Below are 19371 nucleotides of genomic sequence, written 5' to 3'. Positions count from 1 at the left end.
AGATATCTTTGTAGCCTGCGGCGAACCGTGTCGAGCCCCTGCGATGTAATCCTTTACATCGTATCCGAGCCTGCATAGGCTGCGATTCGAACAGCGGCACAGCCGCATTCGGGGGAGAGGACGCGCATGGTCGCTGCTGAAGGGTTTGTCGCGAACAGCGCACAGCCGGTATCGGGATTGCTTACGGGGCGCCTCAGCGCGCTGATGTTCATGCAGTTCTTCGTCTGGGGTGCGTGGAACGTCACACTCGGCCTGGTGATGCAGACCGTCGGCGTCGGCAGTCTGATCGCCAATGCCTTCTCGGTGGGACCCATCGCCTCGATCGTCGGCTCGTTCCTGCTCGGCATGGCCGCCGCGCGGTTCCTCAGCCCCAAGATGCTGATGGTGGTGCTCCACCTGGTCGGCGGCGTGCTGCTCTTCGTCCTGCCCAGGCTGCTCACGCCCGAGCATGGCGCCAGTTTCGTCTGGCTGCTGCTCGGTTACATGATCCTCTACATGCCGACGGTGGGCCTCGCGAACACGATCGCGCTCAAGAGCTTCGGCGAGCGGGTCGACCGCTTTCCCTTCGTCCGCGCGTTCGGCACGCTGGGCTGGATCGTGGCAGGGCTGATCATCGGCTGGGCGCACCTTTCCGCCAGCCCGCAAATCTTCCAGGTGGCCGGCGTCGTCTCGCTGGCGCTGGGCCTGTACAGCATCACCCTGCCGAACGTTCAGCCCGATGCACCGCAGGGCAAAAGCCTCGCCGCCGAGGTGTTTTGCACCGAGGCCTTCGGCCTGATGCGGAACCGCTCGTTCCTGGTCTTCATTCTCTGCGCCACGCTGATCTCCATCCCGCTGGCAATGTATTATGCCTATGCCTCGCCCTATGTCGGCGCGGCGGGGATCGAGAATGTCGGCGGCACGCTGGCGATCGGGCAGATGTCCGAGCTCGTCTTCATGTTCTCGATGCCGTTTCTCTATCGCCGCTTCGGGGTGAAGCCGCTGCTGCTCGTCGGCATGATCGCCTGGGCGCTGCGCTATGCGCTGTTCGCGATCGGTGACGGGGGCGCGGGAATCTGGGCGATCTATCTCGGCGTCGCGCTGCACGGCGTGTGCTACGACTTCTTCTTCGTCGCCGGCGCCATCTACACCGGCACCATCGCCACGCCCAAGGGCGTCAACGCCCAAGCGCAGGGCATGCTGACGCTGTTCACCTATGGCGTGGGCATGCTGCTCGGCTCGCAGATCGGCGGCCTGCTCTATGCGCAGCTGCCGGCGAACGCGACCGTCGCCGACTGGCACCAGCTCTGGTGGTATCCGGCGATCGCCGCGGCGGTGATCGCGCTGCTCTTCCAGTTCACCTTCAAGAATACCGCCAAGGAGGCGCAGGCATGACCGCGATGCAAGGCCCCGGCATCTTCCTCGCCCAGTTCCTTGGCGATACGGCGCCGTTCGACACGCTCGATCACATGGCCGAATGGGCCGCGGGCCTCGGCTATCTCGGCGTCCAGATCCCCTGCGACCCTCGCCTGATCGATCTGCGCCAAGCCGCCGAGAGCCAGGCCTATTGCGACGATCTTCGCGCCCGGCTCGACAGGTTCGGCATCCAGCCGACCGAGCTTTCGACCCACCTGCAAGGCCAGCTGGTGGCGGTGCACCCCGCATATGACGCGCTGTTCGACGGCTTCGCGCCGGCCGAGCTGCATGGGCGCCCGGCCGAGCGCCAGGCCTGGGCCGTGGAGCAGGTCAAGCTCGCCGCCCGTGCCAGCGCGCGGCTTGGGCTGAAGGCGCATGCCACCTTCTCCGGCGCGCTCGCCTGGCCTTATGTCTATCCGTGGCCGCAGCGCCCGTCCGGGCTGGTGGAGGAGGCGTTCGCGGAGCTCGCCCGCCGATGGCTGCCGATCCTCGACGTGTTCGAGGAGTCGGGCGTCGACTGCGCGTTCGAGATCCACCCGGGCGAGGACATCCACGACGGCGCCAGCTGGGAGCGTTTCCTGGAGGCGGTGCACCACCACCCCCGCGCGCGCATCCTGTTCGACCCCTCGCATTATGTCCTGCAGCAGCTCGACTATCTCGACTTCATCGATCGCTATCACGACCGGATTGCGTGCTTCCATGTGAAGGATGCCGAGTTCAATCCCACGGGCCGCAGCGGCGTCTATGGCGGCTATGAGAGCTGGGTAAACCGCGCCGGCCGCTTCCGCTCGACCGGCGACGGCCAGGTCGATTTCGTCGGCATCTTCAGCAAGCTGGCCCAATATGGCTATCGCGGCTGGGCCGTGATCGAATGGGAATGCGCGCTGAAGAACAGCGAGGACGGCGCCCGCGAAGGCGCACCCTTCATCCGCGACCATATCATCCGAGTCACCGAGCGCGCCTTCGACGATTTCGCCTCGAGCGGGGTCGACAAGGCCGCGATCCGCAACCTGCTCGGGTTGGGAAGCCGGGACGCATGATCCGGCACCCGCTGAAACTCGGCATGGTCGGCGGCGGCGAAGGCGCGTTCATCGGCGCCGTGCACCGCATGGCCGCGGCGCTCGACGGCGACTGGCGATTGGCGGCAGGCGCGTTCAGCACAGATTCTGGCAAGAATGCGCGCACCGGCGACCTGCTCGGGCTCGACCCTGCACGGGTTTATGCGACCTATGACGCGCTGCTCGCGGGCGAAGCAGCCCTTCCCGCGGCGGACCGCATCGACGCCGTGGCGATCGTCACGCCCAATCACCTCCATGCCCCGGTCGCGATCGCGGCGCTGAACGCCGGCTTCCACGTCTTCTGCGAAAAGCCGATGGCGATGAACAGCGACGAAGCCCGCGCCATCGCCGCCGCCGCGCAGGCCAGCGGCAAGCAGTTCGCCCTCGCCTTCACCTATAGCGGCTATCCGCTGGTCGAGGAGGCGCGCGCCCGCGTCGCCCGCGGCGATTTCGGTGCAATCCGGCTGGTGCAGGTGGAATATATTCAGGGCTGGCTGAGCGGGCCGCTCGACACCGAAGGCAACAAGCAGGCCGAGTGGCGCACCGATCCCGCGCGCGCCGGCCTGGGCGGCTGCCTGGGCGACATCGGCACCCACGCCTTCCACCTTGCCGAGCTGGTCTCCGGCCTGCGCGTGGAAAGCCTGTCCGCCGAGCTCGCCACCCATGTCCCCGGCCGGCGACTGGACGACGATGTCAGCGCGCTGCTCCGCTTCGAAGGCGGCGCACGCGGCACGCTGAAGGCGACGCAAGTCGCTGCCGGCGAGGAAAACGGCCTGCGCCTGCGCATCCATGGCGAGCGCGGCGGGCTGGAATGGGCGCAGATGGAGCCGAACACGCTCACCCTGCGCTGGCTCGATCGCCCCGCGGAGACGCTCCGCGCGGGCGGGCCCGGCCTGGGGGCGAGCACGCCCCCCTTGCTTCGTACCCCGGCCGGGCATCCCGAAGGCTATATCGAAGCTTTTGCAAACCTTTATCGTGGGTTCGCGAGCCTTCTTCGCGGCGATTCGGCGCAGGTGCCGGGCGTCGCGGACGGATTGCGGACGATGGCGTTCGTGGAGGCGATGATCGCCAACGCGAAGGCCGACATCAAATGGACCGAGATCGTAACCGGAGAGCGTAAATGAAGTTCTGGATGGCACTTGCCGCAACCGCGGCGCTGACGGCGAGCGCGCCTGCCTGGGCGCAGACCGCCGCCCCGCCCGCCTTTGCCGCATGCAAGGCGTGCCACACCGTCGAAAAGGGCGGCAGGAACGGCGTCGGCCCCAACCTCAACGGCGTTGTCGGTCGGCCGGCGGCTTCGGCGCCCGGCTTCAACTATTCGGCCGCGCTCAAGAATTCGAAGCTGACCTGGGATCCGGCGTCGCTCGACCAATTCATCGCCGCACCGATGAAGAAGGTGCCGGGCACGCGGATGCCGATCGGCATGGCGGATCCGGCGAAGCGCCAGCAGATAATCGCCTATCTGAAGGCGATGAGCGGCAAATGAGCGTGTCGCGCCGCACCGTTCTGGCCGGCGCCGCTGCGGCGCCGCTGGTGGCTTCCTCCGCTGCGCGCGGCCAGTCGAACGCGGCGCGCTTCTCGCTCCATTACGCGCCGCACGAGGGCAGCTTCGCCAGCCGCGGCAACCGGCTGGAACAGATCGCCTTCGCCGCGGACCAGGGCTTCACCGCCTGGGAGGATAACGAGGCAGCCGGCCGCCCGGTCGACGAACAGGTGGCGACGGCCAAGGCGCTGTCCAGCCGCGGCATGACAATGGGCGTGTTCGTGGCCTCGATGCCAAAATGGGCCCAGTCGCGGCCGATCCTGGGCGCTAATGACAGTGCCGAGCGCGAGGCATTCCTGGCGGACATCCGTGCTTCGATCGACGTGGCCAAGCGGCTGAATGCGACGCGGATGACGGTGGTGACGGGGTTCCTGGATCCCAAGGTGCCGCTCGACATCCAGACCGCCCGCGTGATCGACGTGATGCGCCGGGCGGGCGACATCGTCGCGCCTCACAACATTGCCATGGTGATGGAGCCGCTGAACACCCGCACCAACCATCCCGGCGTGTACATGCAGAGCATCGCGCAAGGCTATGCGGTGGCGCGCGGGGCAAACAGCCCGGGGGTCAAGATCCTGGCCGACCTGTATCACGAGCAGATCCAGTCCGGGAACCTGATCCCGACGCTGGACGCGTGCTGGAACGAGATCGGCTATATCCAGTTCGGCGACAATCCCGGCCGCAACGAGCCGGGCACCGGCGAAGTGAACTTCGCCACCATCGTGCGCTGGCTGCGCCAGCGCGGCTATGCCGGGGTGATCGGCATGGAACATGGCAATTCGATCAAGGGGCGGGCGGGCGAGGAGCGGCTGATCGCCGCCTATCGCACGATCGACGCCGTCTGAGGGGAGAGAGAAGGATGTCGAGACGCACAAGCGTGCTGCTCGCGGGTCTGGCGGCACTGGCCGTGACGCCTGCAGCGGCACAGGAGAAGCCGGGGTTCAAGGACACGCCCATCCTGCCGGGGGGCGGCAACTGGCACGTCCATGACTCGGACCGGCCCTACCCCGATGTCGTCACCCCCGCGGCGGTGCCCGGCGGTGCGCCCTCCGATGCGATCATACTGTTTGACGGCCGCTCGCTTGATGCGTGGACCGCACAGCGCAAGCTGTGGCCGGTGGCGAACGGCGTGCTCACCGTGCCGACCCGTGCGAGCAGCGGCGGCGAAAATGCGCTCATCACCAAACAGAATTTCGGCGACGTCCAGCTCCACCTCGAGTTCCGCTCGCCCAATCCGCCGACCAAGAGCTCACAGGATCGCGGCAACAGCGGCATCTGGTTCATGCAGCGCTACGAGATCCAGATCCTCGACGGCTATCGGAACCCAACCTATGCCGACGGCACGGTGGGCGGGGTCTATGGCTGGAAGCCGCCGCTGGTGAACCCGTCGCGCAAGCCGGGCGAATGGCAGAGCTACGATGTCGTTTTCGAGCGCCCCCGCTTCGCAGCCGACGGCAAGCTGCTGCGCCCCGCCTATATCACGGCCTTCCTCAACGGTGTGCTGGTGCAGAACCACCAGGCGATGCTGGGGACGACCAACTGGCGGCACGTCGCCGAATATACCGCCCATGCCGATGCCCTGCCGATCCAGCTGCAGGACCATGACTCGCCGGTATCGTTCCGCAACATCTGGGTCCGCCCGCTGCCCGAGGCCGCGATCGCCCAGGACCTTCCGGGAGACCGCAAATGAACATCGACCGTCGCGCCGCGCTCACCGGCGTCCTCGCGCTGTTCGGGGCAAGCGTGTTCGCCCCCATCGCCCGTGCCGCGCAGATGACCGCCGCGCAGCTGATTCCCGAGGGGCCGCCGAGCGTCGCCGTCTTCAACCCCGCCCAGCGCGCGCTGATGACGGCGCTGAGCGAACGGGTAATTCCCACCACCGATACCCCCGGCGCGATCGCCGCGGGGGTGCCGGCCTTCATCGAGAAGCTGCTCGCCGACTGGGCGATGCCTGGAGACCGTGTGCCGATCGTCGCCGGGCTCGATGCGATCGAAGCGCGTGCCCAGCAGGACTACAAGGTCGCTGGCGCCAAGGCGACGCCGGAGCAGCAGGACGCCCTGCTCACCCTGGCGATGAACGACCAGATCCCGGGCGGCAAAACCTTCTTCGAGGCGTTTCGCCAGCTGGTGATCACGGGGTACTACACCTCGGAGATCGGGATCACCCAGGAGCGCGAATATCTGCCGGTGCCGGGCGAATATAACGGCGCCTTCCCCTATTCCCAGGTCAACAAGGTGTACAGCGCATGATGATCACCCGTCGTACCCTGCTCGCCGGTGCGGGCGGCGTTACCGCCCTTGCCGTAATGGATCGCCTGATCCCGCAGGCATTCGCCGCCCAGATCCCAGCGGTGGGCATCCAGCTCTACACCGTGCGCGATATCTTCCAGAAGGATCCCGCCGGCACGCTCGAGGCGATCGCACGGATTGGCTATCGCGAGATCGAGTTCGGCGGCGGCGGCTATGACAGCATGGACCCGGCGATGCTCCGCCGCACCATGGACAAGCTCGGCCTGCGCTGCCCGTCGCTGCACATCGGCTATGACGCGCTGCTCGGCCAGTTTGACAAGTCCGTCACGATGGCCCGCACGCTCGGCGCCAAGACGGTGGTGCTGCCGTACATGACCGACGAGCACCGCACCGAAGCGGGCTGGAACGCAGCGCTGCCAAACTTCAACAAGTTCGCGCGCGACCTGAAGAAGGCCGGGTTCGACTTCGCCTATCACAACCATGATTTCGAGTTCGCCATCAAGCCCGGCGGCGTGAGCCTGTACGATCGGTTCCTCAAGGAAACCGACCCGGCGCTGGTGAAGATCGAGCTCGACCTCTACTGGGCCCGCCACGCGGGCCAGGATCTCGGCCAGCTGGTCGACCGGCTGGGCAAGCGCATCTACTCCTATCACGTCAAGGACATGCGCGCCGACGGCAGCATGGCAGCCGTGGGCACCGGCACGATCGATTTCGCAGCGCTGTTCAAGCGCCCATCGAGCGCGCACGTCCGCCACTTCTATGTCGAGAACGATCAGGCGCCCGCGCCCTATCTTCCGGACATCACCACCAGCTTCAAGACGCTGCAAACGCTGCGCTTCTAAACCAATAACACTCCCTGGGAGAGGGAAACGAAATGGCTGCAACCAACAGGTTCGACGCGATCGTCATCGGCTCGGGCGTCAGCGGCGGCTTTGCCGCGAAGGAACTCACCGAAAAGGGATTTCGCGTGCTGATGCTCGACCGCGGCCGGATGGTCGAACATGGCGAGGACTATCCGTACGACGGCAAGCCCGCCTATGACGTACCCGCGCACAACATCATGCCCAAGCCGCTGCAGGAGCGGGATTATTTCATCGCCAAGCGCGGCTATGTGCAGCCCAGCAACATGGGCTTCTACAATAACGACCGGATGAACCCCTATGCCTTCGACGAGGGCAGCAAATTCTACTGGATTCGTCCGGGTGCAGTGGGCGGCAAGTCGCTGATCTGGGGCCGCTGGAGCTTCCGCTGGGCGCCCGAGGATTTCGAGGCGAACAAGCGCGAAGGCGTGGATGGCGCCTGGCCGATCGGCTATGACGATCTCAAGCCCTGGTACGCCAAGGTCGAGGATTATATCGGCGTCTCGGGTTCGCGCGAGAACCTGCCCTATCTGCCGGACAGCAACTTCCAGCCGCCGATGCCGATGAACATCGCCGAGAAGTGGCTGAAGCAGCAGCTGGAAACCAAGTTCCCCGGCCGCAAGCTGATCAACACCCGCCTGTCCAACATGACCGAGGACAAGCCGGACCAGGGCCGCACCAAGTGCCAATATCGCAACCAGTGCGGCAATGGCTGCTCGTTCGGCGCCTATTTCTCCACCCAGGCGGTCACCCTCCCCGCCGCCCGCGCGACCGGCAAGCTGACGCTCCAGTCGGACGCGGTGGTGACCAACATTGAATATGATGCGGCGAAGAAGCGCGTCACCGGCGTGCGCTATGTCGATGCCAAGACCGGCCAGGCGCAGGTGGTGAATGCCGATCTGGTGTTCCTCTGCGCCTCGGCGATGGGATCGAACCAGATCCTGCTCAACTCGCGCGCGCCCGGCAGCGAGCGCAGCCATTTCGACAGCAGCGGCACGCTGGGTCGCTACGTCATGGACCATATCTTCCGCGTCGGCGTCGACGGGGAGATCCCGGGCATGACCGACTTCATCGAATATGGCCGGCGCCCCGGCGGCGTCTACATCCCCCGCTTCCGCAACATCGGCGGCGAGGAAGGCGTGGGGTTCAAGCGCGGCTATGGCTATCAGGGCAGCGCCTGGCGCGTACCGGCCGCACCGGTCGGCTTCGGCGCCTCGATGAAGCACGGCATGCGCCGCTATGGTCCGTGGCGGTTCAGCATGGGCGCGTTTGGCGAATGCCTGCCCTACAAGGACAATCGCGTCTCGCTCCACCCGAGCAAGGTGGATCGCTTCGGGGTGCCGCTGATGCGGTTCGACGTGACCTTCCGCGAGAACGAGCTGAAGCTTATCGCCGATGCCAAGGTGCAGGGCGAGGCGATGCTGCGGGCGGCCGGCCTGCAGAACGTGACGAGCAACGAAGGCGAGCACGTCCCCGGCGACGCCATCCACGAGATGGGCGGCGCGCGCATGGGCGCCGATCCGCGGACCTCGGTGCTGAACGGGTTCAGCCAGGCGCATGACGCATCGAACCTGTACGTCACCGACGGGGCACAGATGGCGTCGGCCTCCTGCGTCAATCCCTCGCTGACCTTCATGGCACTGACGATGCGCGCCGCCGACCACGCGGTGAAGCAACTGCGCGCCTGACCCGAAGGAGCGCGCCACGAACGGCGCGCTCCTTCCCGGCTTGGAGCCGGCGTCAAAATTCGCGAAAGAGCGAATTGCAAGGCGGTGCCGAGAAATGCGCTGCGGCGCATTTCCAAACAGCCTCTCAGAACGTCAGAAGTTCGCTGCGCAGGGCGAGAGGGTGATCACGCCCCCAGCGAACCTCCCATGCTGGACGAACAACTCGACTTTCATCGGCGCGCCAGGTTCGCAGCCTTGCGCACGACATGTGCGAAGTAGCCAAGCTGGAGTTTGGCGCAGACGGCAACGCAACTGATTGCCCGTACCCAGGGCCCCTGACAGGCAGGACCGGAGCGGTTCTGGAGGGCTCCGAATGGAGCAAGCCATCTCTTGAAATGAGTAATGCCTGTGCTAGCCGCGCCGAGCAGGGAGGGCATTGGCACACCGGTTATCCGGACACGCGGCGCAGGGGTCCAGGCGCCCCGGCATATGCTCCAGAAATAATCGTGCAACGGCGCCTCTGCCACATGCGATGAGTGCAAGCATGCAAACCGATATCAGCCTGAGCATCGCCAACATCGGCATGGAGTTGTGCCCGATCAGCCCCGCAGAATGCGAGCTTTGCGGGAATCGCCCGTACACCAGAACATGAGCACGGCTATCGCCACGGCCACCACTGCCCTGCGGGATATGCTGCGCAGCCGCATCGCGCAGATCGCTCCCGACCTTGCAGATCTCTTGGTTACGACCAGATCACCCAATCAAGCGCGCAGCGCGTACGGCGCACCGCAGCTCAATCTATTCTTGTTCGATGTGTCTGCGGATAGGACCTTCCGTACCTCCGATCGCCCTGAGGCACCAGAGGGCGCAATGCCCATCCTCGGCGTTACACTGCACTATCTGCTCACCGCCTATGGTCCCGACGACGACGATGGCGAGTTGATTTGCCACCGTGTACTCGGTGCTGCCATGTCCGTGATGCACGGGTCGCCGTTCGTCGACAATGCCCAGGTCGGGGCGCTGCGTATCAACCGCTTGGAGATGACCGCTCTGGAAATGGCGACGCTGTGGTCCAGCTTGCAGATGCCTTATCAATTATCTGCTGCTTATGCAGTTGGCGTTGTTACCATCGAAAACCCATGACCCAGGCAGCGGCAGAACTGGCGTTGATGACTAAAAACAAGGAAATCCCCGCCGAAACTTATAGCGGTTACAAGTGCAGGCTGAAATGCGACGGCAAATATGTGGCGGGCGTATCGAAAGTAAGCTCGTTGACAGGTGCCGCGCACGGGGTCACCTGCCGTGCCGCCGCCGCCCTTGCCAGCCACGAGCGTATATCCGGCCACAGCAAATTTTCCGCGATCACCCTGGAGCGCGGCGTCACCTACGACCCCGCCTTCGTGCAATGGGCCAAGCAGGTGTCGGACGACCCAGATTCAGGTGTCGAACATCAGAAGGGCGACACCGGCAACCAGCATGTGCCCTTGCTCGATTTCCGAAAGAATATTGTTTTGGAGTTGTATGACGAGGTGGGCCAGAAGGTGATTGGGTATAATTTCTATCGCTGCTGGCCCTCGGAGTTCGTCACGCTGCCCGAAATGGAGATCAACGGCTACGCGGTAGCCATCTTGTCTCTAAAGCTGGAAAACGAGGGCTGGGAATCAGACGCTTGTGCGCACCATTCGACCTAGCCCAGTTTCCACGCTGCCATTCAGCGACGCTACGATAGCTTTAGTGGCGGAATTCGGCTGCATCCCGGGCGCCCGAATGTCTGCTTAGAGGAAGGAAGCGGTTGATTGCAGCCGTTCGCAGAAGCGGCCGCAAACGCCCATCAAGCGCCGACTCAATCTTCTGCGGCAGTCGACCAGAATGCGTTGTTCACCGATCGGGCTTTATACGACAGCTGCCGCCTGCACCGGGCATCGGTGCGCGCTGGTTTGCGAGAAGTCTTGCAGCCTGTTCCGCTGCGGCAGCGTGCCCAGCGGAATGGCGCAGGCCGCCGGACGTCAGATCGGCGCGGCGCCCACAGATTCCCTGTCGACAATCCTGGTGCCGAGCATCAAATGTTGCGTATCACCTTCGCGGGCGCCGATGCGGGACACGAGGGTAACCACTGCCTCGCGCGCCATGTCTTCGATCGGCAGTTCCACGGTCGTCAGCGCCGGCTGGGTGAGTGCCGAAAGGTCGATATCGTCGAAACCGAGGATCGAAAGGTCTTGGGGAACGGAAAGCCCCAATGCCTGAACATGGCGCATGGCACCGATCGCGATCAGATCGGCACCCGCAAACACTGCAGTCACCTGCCGCTTCGCCAGGGCTGCCTTCACGCTTGGTTCGAGGTCCAACGAGAATGCGTTTTCGAGGTTGAAAACGATCTCGCCGCGACCGGCAAAGACGCTTTCCACGCCCGTGCACCGATCCCGCATGGCGGCAATGTCGAGCGGACCGGCGATGATGCCGATGCGGCGGTGGCCATGATCCCAAAGATGCTGCCCAGCCAGTCGTCCGGCGGCGACATAGTCCACCGTCACCATGTCATAGCCGTCGATCGTACGGTCCAGCACGACTGCCGGGGTGCGCGACAGGACGCCCGCAGACGTATCCTTGTCGCGAATGGAGAACCAGAGGACGCCGTCGACGCGCAGGCCCGCCGCAGTCGCCAGCGCCTCGGCCTCCAGCGCCTCCGATCCTTCGGTGTTCATCATGTAGATCTGATAGCCCGCCCCGCGCGCCTCGCGGAAAACGGCCTGGACGAGCGCAGCGAAGAACGGATTGCCAAGATCGGGGACGATCAGCGCCAGCATCCCGGAACGCCCCGACTTCATCGCCTTGGCGTTGAGGTTCAGCCGGAAGCCGATCCGCTCGGCAACTTCCAGGATATGTGCGCGGGTCTTGGGGCCGACCGAGCCGGTGCCGTTGATGGCGTAGGAGGCGCTGGTCAGCGATACGCCTGCTTCCCGCGCCAGATCCTTCAACGTCGCTGTCTTTGGTTGGTCCGTATTGCCCACATATCATCCGTCTACAGGAGCTTCTGTTTGGTTAGGTTCGCGAGGGCCGTATGCCAAGGCGTATCAGCGCAGGGCGGGATCGTCCGGCACGGCGATGGGGATCCGTCGACTTGCTGCGCCGTTACCGAAATCGTCGTCTTCGGCCATCAGCACACAGCGGCCAGGATTGCCCCGCCATCATGCCATCGCCCGAGGTTACCCGATCCGTTCGGCGTCAGGCGATCAACAGGCGCCTGGTTGCGAACCCGCCATCCCGTCATGCGGTCGGATACCGGCGACGTTCAAGCCCGCCAGGTACAGGCGGCAGGTCGATCGTGGCGAGCACCTTGGCTTCCTGCACGGCCGGCGTGGACGCGCCAGCGGGCGAAACGCCCGCCAGCGCGCCGACCAGCCATGCTCGCCAGGCTTCAGAACTTCATTCGGAACGAGGCAGTGACGCTGCGCGGGGCACCGAGGAAATAGCGCCCGAGCGATCTGCCCGGCAGCCCCGTTTCGGCCGCCGTTGCCGTCGCGCTGCTCACCGAACCGATATAACGCTTGTCGAACAGGTTATCGACGTTGAGCTGGACCATGCTCTCGCGCAGCGCGCCAAGCGGCGGCAGCGTGTACCGGGCCGACAGGCCGAACAGCGCATAGCCCGGAATCCGCTCGATGCCGACTTCGCTGAAGCTGGTCGGGGCGATGATGTCGCCGCCGACGCGGCTGCTGACATAGCGGACATTGCCCTGCAGGCGAACGCCAGCAAGCGGCTTCAGGCCGAGCTCGCCATAGACGCTGTGCCGCGGGATATCGCGAACGTCGCTGCCCGCGATGATGCCGACCGATGCCAGATTCAGCCGGTCCCGCGACCCGACCACCGCGTCGTCATAGCGTGCACGCTGGTACGAGTAGGTCGCGTACAGGTCGATCCACGGATAGGTGGCGAGGCCCGACAGCTCCAGACCGTCGGTGGTCTGGCCCAGGATCGTCGCTGCCCGCGTCGCGACGTTGCCGCGCTGGATGTCGATCGGGTCCGTAACGGTCGGATCGTTGGGAACGATGCCGACGCCGTTCTTGAGATGGACATGATAGCCCTGCACCGAGAAGGCGTAATGCGCGGTCGTGTAGCGCAAGCCGGCATCGAGGTTGATAGACTGAAGCGGCTTCAGGTCTTTGGGCTGGATGACCGCGGTCGATCCCAGAAAGGCGTCTTCCGGGATGCCGGAGAAATTGCGCGCATAGCCGCCAAAGATCTCGACATGCGCGGCGGGCTTCAGGCTCAGCGCCAGCTTGGGCTGCACGGGCGCGTTCTGCCGGAAGTTCAGCCGTGCGGCATATTCCAGCGGCGAGCGCGCCTTGTAGCGGATCGTGTACCAGGTCAGCCCCGCGTCGAGCCGCAGCACCTCGGGAATGATCTCGATCGAATCCTGCCCGTAGAGCTCGACCGTGGTGATCGACGTCCACCGGTCATACAGCACGTAGGACGGACGCCCCTCTTTCCACGCCAACTGCTTCGTCGAGGGTAGGATGGGAAAGAAGTTGCGCGTCTCGGTGGAGGTCCCGCCATCATACCACAGCCCCATGCGGAAGCTGTTGCGGGGCAGCAGGTCGCGCACCGCGATCTCCGCCGTCGTGCCATAGCGTTCGCGGGTGCGCGGGGTCACCCGCATATCCGCGGGGCCGCCGAAGACGTTCGGGTTCGAGGTGGTGGCCAGCGCAGGCCGAATGGCGCCGCCGGTGGCGTTGTAACCCAGCACCGCGGCGGGGTCCCCGCCGGCGAGCTGGCGATGCCGGTTCTGGTAGCTGGTCGAATAGCCGTCGAGCGTCTGGTAATACGGATTGACGCTGATCGTCACCTGCTCGCCCGCGATCAGCCTGCCATTGAGGTACCCCAGGAAATCGCGCCGTGCGCCCCCGAAGGTGCCGCCATAGTTGAGGTCCTGGCTGGTGATCCCGGTCAGCGTGTCGTTGAGATTGTCGCCCCGGGGATTGGCGCGGAACTGCGGCAGCGTGACGAGGTTGAAGTCGTTGTCGAACTGGCTGTTGTACGCCGCGCGCGCCTTCAGGAACGAGCCGCCCGCGAACGTCTTCACGGCCTTGAACTCGCCATGGTCGCGATAGGAACGCCGCGCCTTCGGCCCAGCCCAGATGTCGTTATACTGGTGCGAGTAGCTGCCGTACATCGCGAACCCGCCCGGCAGGTTCCCCGTGTCGATCCGCACATATTCGCGAGTATAGTTGTCGGTACCGACGCCGCCTTCCGCGGTGATCGCGGCATCCTTCGCCGGATCGTCGGTGCGGAAATCGATGAAGCCACCAAGCGCGAAGCGGGACGGAGCGCCGATATCACCCGCGCTCTGCGACACGACGATGCTGCCGATATTGCTGGAATCGATGAAGCGCTGTGGCGGCGAGCCGCCGTTGAACCGCGCATCGCCGGTAGGAATGCCATCGAGGGTAAGCCCGACCTGCTCCTTGTTGAGCCCGCGCACGAAGAGCTCGAAAGAGAAGGAGCCCCCGCGCGCATCGCCGGTGGAGATCTTGACGCCCGGTACCTTGGCGAGGCTCTGCGTCACGTCAGCGCCCAGCGGGCGATCCGCGATATCGGCGCGGTCCAGCTCGAAGGTCGCGCGGGCCTTGCCCGCCCCGAGCCGGCGCGCGGTGACGGTGACGCCGCCGTCTTCAGATGACTCCCCCGCTTCCGCCGTCGTTTGCACACTGCCCGATTGCTGCGCCAGCGCGGGCATGGCCGTGCCGGCGAGAAACGCTCCAATCCCGATACCAGAAATCCACGCTTGCGACCGCTTTCCCATCTTCACGTCCCTACCCCTTGTTCCGAGTCGGGGCGGGTGATCGCAGCAGCATGTTACGGCTCAGTGAAACGTTTCACTTAAATCCGCAAATCTGATCCCGCCGCGTCGGTGGACGCGTCCTCTCAACGGCAGCCAGCCTGCAGCACCTGGACGATGCCACTGATCACCCGACGGTCGTCGACCCGCCGCACACCTCTCGGCTTGTTTGGCAGCAGCGCCCGTAGCCGCTCTCACTGCTCGTCGCTCAGCCAGAACGCTCCCGGCGAAGCACGCTCCACATCCACGGAGAGCGTGAATCACTTTTCTCGTGCCGCGGGATTGCCGTTCACGGGTCCTCGCCCTGGCGCGAGTCCAGCGGGCAGTTGAAGATGCACTCGCTGCCGGGCCGTAGGTCCATGAGGCGCAGGCCTCACCTGCAAATCTCTGCGCTCCCTGAACACAGCCCCGGTACCATACGCCGATAACGATACGGCCAAGCAGCCCCCCGCGCCTCGCGCGCGAAGCAATTCAACCATGATCTGCGAATCGTGTCCCGCATATCACGGTGCGCCGCCGAAGGCACGGCTATCTGCCCAACAGACCTGCCCCAACGAGCGGAAAATTGGCAGGTAAGGCGCTGAAAATAACGATTTCTAGAAGCTGGCTGGGGCGGGAGGATGGCCACACCGCAAGATTAACCTTCTAAACCAATGATTTCACAGGCGAACATCTGCGACTGATTAGTCAATGTAGCCAATCAACTGCCACACGAAAAGACCTTCAGCCGACAGACTACGCGCACCCGCTCGGTGCAAGGCGGAGCGTTCGCTTCACCCTGAAGCAGGGCCGTGGCCTGGGCGAACAACGCATGGCAGGCGACGTGAACGACTGGATCATCGCCCCGCATCTTCACTCGTTGTCGCCAACAGGCACCGGCGGCGAGGTTGCGTCGTGCTCCGGTCGACCGCAGGAGGTCGCCGCTTCACGTGGTAAGCGGATCACCGAGATCGCAGACAAACGGGTTTGGTATGGATATTTCGGCACCACGGTACGAACCGCCGGCATCACCAAGCTGCCGCATCCGAATGACGACCGGTGATGACGGGCCGTGAGCAGATTCCGCGCTTAGCGTTCAGTCGTATTCTGACCTGCCGAGATGGCGAGCTACAGCCGCAGCACTATGGCCGACCTGGTGGACTGCCTGTGTGAGCTCCTCTTGCGAGATACCCCATTTGTGCGTCCAGTAGCGCACCTCATAGTCCTCCTCGAGCGCGATCCGGGACCGGTCCTGCGGTCCGCGAAGGGCGGGGTCATCGACCATCGCGGCCGGTCTCCTTCTCGACCTTATCGAGTGACTTGCCCGGTGCCGCTGCCTTAGCGCCGCTTCGTGACCCACCACCTCTGCCGGTGCCGGTGCTACCTCGCGCGCCGTCGCCGCCCTTCGTGGTGATAGCACCCGGGTTTCCGCCTGCGCCTTTCTGAGCCATTTCAACCTCCATCAGAGGAGATCGAACACCGCGCGCTCGCAAAGAGTTCCTTGCGAATTGAGTGACTTAGATCAGGCAGAATCACCGGAGCAGCCCTGCTTGCCAGCTGCAGGTGTGCTCTTCATCCACGACGCGTCCGTGCGGTGCATATCGATCAGAGCGTCGGGGGAACAGCGCTCCTGGAAGCCGGCAGTGTTAGGATGAGCCCCGTGCCGTCAACTTCCTTCGTTCCAAAAACCAGAACACCCAAAGTCGAGATGTTCCTCTACAGGATCGAGCGTATCCATCAGCGCGGCTTTGCCGTCGCCCCATCTTCCGCCTTCATCCGCGCGCGAACGCCACCTTCCACCGTGCGGCCATCCGCCATCGGCTGGTGGACATTGCCGCTACTCGGCGGCTGCGGTCGCCCCTTCTTCATCTCCGCCCGATGGATGCTGGCCGAGATCCGCTCGGTCAGGTCCGGGAATAGATGGTGCGCGGTCGAAGCCATCTGCGCCTTGGCGCCCACCGGAAGCTCCTCCCGCGGATGCAGCGATACCCAAACCAGTGCCCGCACCACCTTCTCCGGGCCGTCCATCATCGCCATGCGATCGGCCGTGCCGCTATAGTTCGCCTCGTGCTGGAAGAAGGGCGTGTCGACCGCCCAAGGCATCACCGTCGCCACGCGGATCGTGCGCCCACGACCGGTGTGACGGATTTCCGCGTTGAGCGCGCGGCCTAGGGCGAGAATGCCTGCCTTGGTTGAAGCGTAGGTCGCGTGATACGCCAGCGGCACCTCGCTTTCCACGGACCCCATGTTGACCAGCGTCCCCTGCCCTTGCGCAAGGAAGCGGCGAAGCGCGGCGTGGCTCCCGTAAATCACGCCCTTCAGATTGACATCGACGATCCGGGAATAATCGGCGACCGGCATCTCCCAGAACCGTCCGTTCGCGCCGACGCCGGCGATGTTCATCCACACATCAATCCGGCCGAAGCGGCGGGTGGCAGCGTCCGCCAGCGCCTCCACCTGTGCGGGATCGGACACGTCGGTGGGGACGACCAGCGCCTGCCCCCCGGCGGCGCGCACCTGTGCGGCGACCTCCTCCAGCGCATCGGCTCGCCGCGCGGCGAGCACGACATTGCCGCCCAACGCGCCCACCCGCAATGCGAGACCACGGCCAAAGCCGCTGGAGGCGCCGGTCACGACATAGGTCCGCCCGCCAACACGGCTCAGCTCATGCCGCGAAAGATGGGTCGACACGGCGCAGCCCGGCAAGGCGGTTGCGAGCAGAAGTGCCGGGAGCAGCAGGCGGGCGCGCACGCCTCAGGCCTCGACGGGAAGGGCAACTTCGACGACGCCGAAGTTGGGATCGGGATCGGGCGCCGGCTTGTCGCGGCCCGGCACGGGCGGCGCCGTCGGGCCATAGGACACGCCGGCATGCCGACGCCGCGCTACGGCTACGGCCAGGGCACCGACACCCAAGAGCGCCGCGGCCGTGAGGGTCGGGCGCTTCGTCGCCTTCACATAGAGGCTCCCGCCGCGGAGCCAGTGCGGTTCGTGGGTGCCGCGCTCATGGCCGCCATAGCCAGCTTCGTACAACGCGCGTTCGTGATCGCCGTCCGCCTTGCGGGTGCGCGATTGCTGGCCGGTATACATGATGATCTCCATGATACGGTCGGTAAGGCGCGGCGCTACGGCCCCGATCATCGCCGCGAACTTGGCCTGGCTGCCGACGAACATGTCGCGCTTCGGGTGCGCGACACACCACAGGATGGCCTCCGCTACGGCTTCGGGCGGGTAGATCATGCCGCGATGCACCGGCTGCATCGGCATGTAGTTGCCGGCATGCTCGTTATAGGGCGTGTCGATCCGACCCGGATGGATCAGCGAGATCGATATGGGCCAGCCCTCATGCTCGACTTCCTGGCGAAGCGAGCCGGTAAAGCCATGCAGCGCGAACTTTGCGGAGGAATAGCTGCTCTGCACGGCCGGCGCCTTGTCGCCGAAAAAGCTGCCGATGTTGACGATGGCACCCGGCGCATCGCGATCGCGATAGTGGCGCACCGCTGCGAGCGAGCCATAGACGGTTCCCCAGTACACGGTGTCGAACATCCGGTGCCAATCGTCCATCGGAACGTCCCAGAGCCGACCGAAGATGGAAATGCCGGCATTGTTCACCCAGCTGTCGAAGCCGCCGAACTCGCGAACCGCGGTCTGCACGACCCGGGCGACATCGGCTTCCTTGCCCACGTCGCAGACCACATGCGCGGCGCGGCCGCCCTCTTCGCGGATCTGGTGCACCAGGTTCTCGAGCGCAGCTCCGTTTCGCGCCGCCACCACGACCGCAGCCCCCGCCTTCGCGGCCATGCGGGCGGTCACGAGACCGATGCCGCTACTGGCACCGGCGATGACGATGGTCTGATCGGCGAGCGGCTTCAACTTGGGAGACATGCAGAGCTCCTAATCAATGTTATTTAACTATATGATATTGCGTATCTTTGCTTCCGAACCAACGGCCAGCATCGTCTACAGTTCAGCGACAACAGACATATATTCCGCCCGGGGCTTGCCGCATCTTTCGCTAGGTTCCGGCTGCAGCAGTTCACTGCAACGTGCCTACCGGGTTCCGAGCAGCTACCCGACCACGTCGTCGATACTCCGCGTGTCGGAAAGCTGTTCAAGGCTCATATGGTAGATTCGATACTGGTGGCGCTTCTTGCGCCCGCTGACTGACGGCGCCTTAGACACGATCCGTCAGCCACACGGGCAAGAGCTGTACCCGAGCAGCGCCGGACTACATAACGGCCCCCGCCTAATGCAGTTTAGCAACAAGGTTTACGTAAATAATTCAGGAACATAGCCCCTACACTCCGGTTTTTTTCACGCCAATCAACTAGATGGAGAGTGGCGATGTTGAAAAGACTTGCGACGGCAGGTGCCTTGGCGGCGCTTGCATTGGGCGGACTCGCTGTTGCTCAGACCGGATCTGGTAGCGGCGGCAGCGCCGGAGGCGGCAGTCAGGCAGGCGGCACTACCGGATCGAGCGGCACCAGCGGCAGCGGCGGCTATGGTTCGACTGGTAGCGGCGCCAGCAGCGGCAGCTATGGGACCACCGGCAGCGGCACCACCGGCAGCAGCACGAGGGCGCGCAGCGGCAGGAACGGCGGCGGCGCGGACTATGGCACCACCGGCAGCGGCGCTGGCGGCGCCGGCAATGGCACCACCGGCAGCGGCGCCGGCAGCGGGACGGCACGCGCCGGAGAACGCGGCTGAACCCAGACTCTCACCCGTCTCCCGCCGCCCCTCGCCCCCGGAAACGCGGCGGAGATGATCCGGCCAGGCACCTCCGCCT

18 protein-coding genes and 1 pseudogene are annotated in these 19371 nt (G+C 65.0%); 13 read left to right on the top strand and 6 right to left on the bottom strand.

Features of this window, described 5'->3' with window-relative positions:
• Positions 1-126: 126 nt before the first annotated feature.
• The 11 genes from V7E00_RS04100 (at position 127) to V7E00_RS04050 (ending at position 10464) form a co-directional block, all read left to right on the top strand.
• Complete coding sequence (locus V7E00_RS04100) at positions 127-1374, top strand: MFS transporter (protein WP_333571402.1); 1248 nt, start codon at positions 127-129, stop codon at positions 1372-1374.
• Positions 1371-2435 carry a sugar phosphate isomerase/epimerase family protein gene (locus V7E00_RS04095; protein ID WP_333571401.1) on the top strand — a complete coding sequence of 355 codons (1065 nt, stop codon included), beginning with the start codon at positions 1371-1373 and terminating at the stop codon, positions 2433-2435. Before V7E00_RS04100 ends, V7E00_RS04095 begins: the two co-directional genes overlap by 4 nt.
• Positions 2432-3577: a Gfo/Idh/MocA family protein gene (locus V7E00_RS04090; protein WP_333571400.1), complete on the top strand. Its 1146-nt coding sequence runs from the start codon at positions 2432-2434 to the stop codon at positions 3575-3577. Before V7E00_RS04095 ends, V7E00_RS04090 begins: the two co-directional genes overlap by 4 nt.
• Positions 3574-3939, top strand: a complete 366-nt coding sequence (locus V7E00_RS04085) for a c-type cytochrome (protein WP_333571399.1) — start codon at positions 3574-3576, stop codon at positions 3937-3939. The genes V7E00_RS04090 and V7E00_RS04085 overlap by 4 nt, the downstream gene beginning before the upstream one ends.
• Positions 3936-4841 (top strand): hydroxypyruvate isomerase family protein, encoded by a 906-nt coding sequence (locus tag V7E00_RS04080; RefSeq protein WP_333571398.1) that lies wholly within the window; start codon positions 3936-3938, stop codon positions 4839-4841. The genes V7E00_RS04085 and V7E00_RS04080 overlap by 4 nt, the downstream gene beginning before the upstream one ends.
• A 14-nt stretch (positions 4842-4855) precedes the next feature.
• Positions 4856-5686 (top strand): 3-keto-disaccharide hydrolase, encoded by an 831-nt coding sequence (locus tag V7E00_RS04075; RefSeq protein ID WP_333571397.1) that lies wholly within the window; start codon positions 4856-4858, stop codon positions 5684-5686.
• The gene (locus V7E00_RS04070) at positions 5683-6246 is read left to right on the top strand and encodes a gluconate 2-dehydrogenase subunit 3 family protein (RefSeq protein ID WP_333571396.1); all 564 of its coding nucleotides are present in this window, start codon (positions 5683-5685) and stop codon (positions 6244-6246) included. Before V7E00_RS04075 ends, V7E00_RS04070 begins: the two co-directional genes overlap by 4 nt.
• Positions 6243-7088 (top strand): sugar phosphate isomerase/epimerase family protein, encoded by an 846-nt coding sequence (locus V7E00_RS04065; RefSeq protein ID WP_333571395.1) that lies wholly within the window; start codon positions 6243-6245, stop codon positions 7086-7088. Before V7E00_RS04070 ends, V7E00_RS04065 begins: the two co-directional genes overlap by 4 nt.
• Before the next feature lie 32 nt (positions 7089-7120).
• Positions 7121-8794, top strand: a complete 1674-nt coding sequence (locus V7E00_RS04060) for a GMC family oxidoreductase (protein ID WP_333571394.1) — start codon at positions 7121-7123, stop codon at positions 8792-8794.
• Positions 8795-9421: 627 nt separating this feature from the next.
• Positions 9422-9916, top strand: coding sequence for a DUF4255 domain-containing protein (locus V7E00_RS04055; protein WP_333571393.1), 495 nt, complete (start codon positions 9422-9424; stop codon positions 9914-9916).
• Positions 9913-10464 (top strand): phage tail protein, encoded by a 552-nt coding sequence (locus V7E00_RS04050; RefSeq protein WP_333571392.1) that lies wholly within the window; start codon positions 9913-9915, stop codon positions 10462-10464. The genes V7E00_RS04055 and V7E00_RS04050 overlap by 4 nt, the downstream gene beginning before the upstream one ends.
• A gap of 315 nt (positions 10465-10779) precedes the next feature.
• On the opposite strand, the gene V7E00_RS04045 is transcribed toward V7E00_RS04050, so the two are convergent.
• The 3 genes and pseudogenes from V7E00_RS04045 to V7E00_RS04035 form a co-directional block, all read right to left on the bottom strand.
• A complete protein-coding gene (locus V7E00_RS04045) occupies positions 10780-11748 on the bottom strand; it encodes a LacI family DNA-binding transcriptional regulator (protein WP_333571391.1) in 969 nt (322 codons plus the stop codon).
• A gap of 440 nt (positions 11749-12188) precedes the next feature.
• Entirely contained in the window at positions 12189-14573 is a 2385-nt protein-coding gene (locus tag V7E00_RS04040; protein ID WP_333572370.1) for a TonB-dependent receptor, read from the bottom strand.
• A 125-nt stretch (positions 14574-14698) separates the two neighbouring features.
• Positions 14699-14788: pseudogene (locus V7E00_RS04035) on the bottom strand (IS5/IS1182 family transposase); the annotation flags it as partial.
• Positions 14789-15420: 632 nt separating this feature from the next.
• Between V7E00_RS04035 and V7E00_RS04030 the strand changes: the two are divergent.
• Positions 15421-15651, top strand: a complete 231-nt coding sequence (locus tag V7E00_RS04030) for a hypothetical protein (RefSeq protein WP_333571390.1) — start codon at positions 15421-15423, stop codon at positions 15649-15651.
• A 33-nt stretch (positions 15652-15684) separates the two neighbouring features.
• Here the strand turns inward: V7E00_RS04030 and V7E00_RS04025 are convergent, their stop codons facing one another.
• The 3 genes from V7E00_RS04025 to V7E00_RS04015 form a co-directional block, all read right to left on the bottom strand.
• A complete protein-coding gene (locus V7E00_RS04025; RefSeq protein WP_333571389.1) occupies positions 15685-15873 on the bottom strand; it encodes a DUF3606 domain-containing protein in 189 nt (62 codons plus the stop codon).
• Positions 15874-16325: 452 nt separating this feature from the next.
• Positions 16326-17339: an SDR family NAD(P)-dependent oxidoreductase gene (locus V7E00_RS04020; RefSeq protein WP_333571388.1), complete on the bottom strand. Its 1014-nt coding sequence runs from the start codon at positions 17337-17339 to the stop codon at positions 16326-16328.
• A gap of 3 nt (positions 17340-17342) precedes the next feature.
• The gene (locus tag V7E00_RS04015; RefSeq protein WP_333571387.1) at positions 17343-18470 is read right to left on the bottom strand and encodes an SDR family oxidoreductase; all 1128 of its coding nucleotides are present in this window, start codon (positions 18468-18470) and stop codon (positions 17343-17345) included.
• A 459-nt stretch (positions 18471-18929) separates the two neighbouring features.
• On the opposite strand from V7E00_RS04015, the gene V7E00_RS04010 reads away from it, so the two are divergent.
• On the top strand, positions 18930-19292 hold the full coding sequence (locus V7E00_RS04010; protein ID WP_333571386.1) for a hypothetical protein: 363 nt from the start codon (positions 18930-18932) through the stop codon (positions 19290-19292).
• Positions 19293-19371: the final 79 nt, after the last annotated feature.

This window comes from Sphingomonas sp., assembly GCF_036731925.1.
Classification (GTDB): Bacteria; Pseudomonadota; Alphaproteobacteria; order Sphingomonadales; family Sphingomonadaceae; genus Sphingomonas.
Note: the sequence above shows the minus strand (reverse complement) of the source record. Positions and strands in the feature narration are given on the sequence as shown.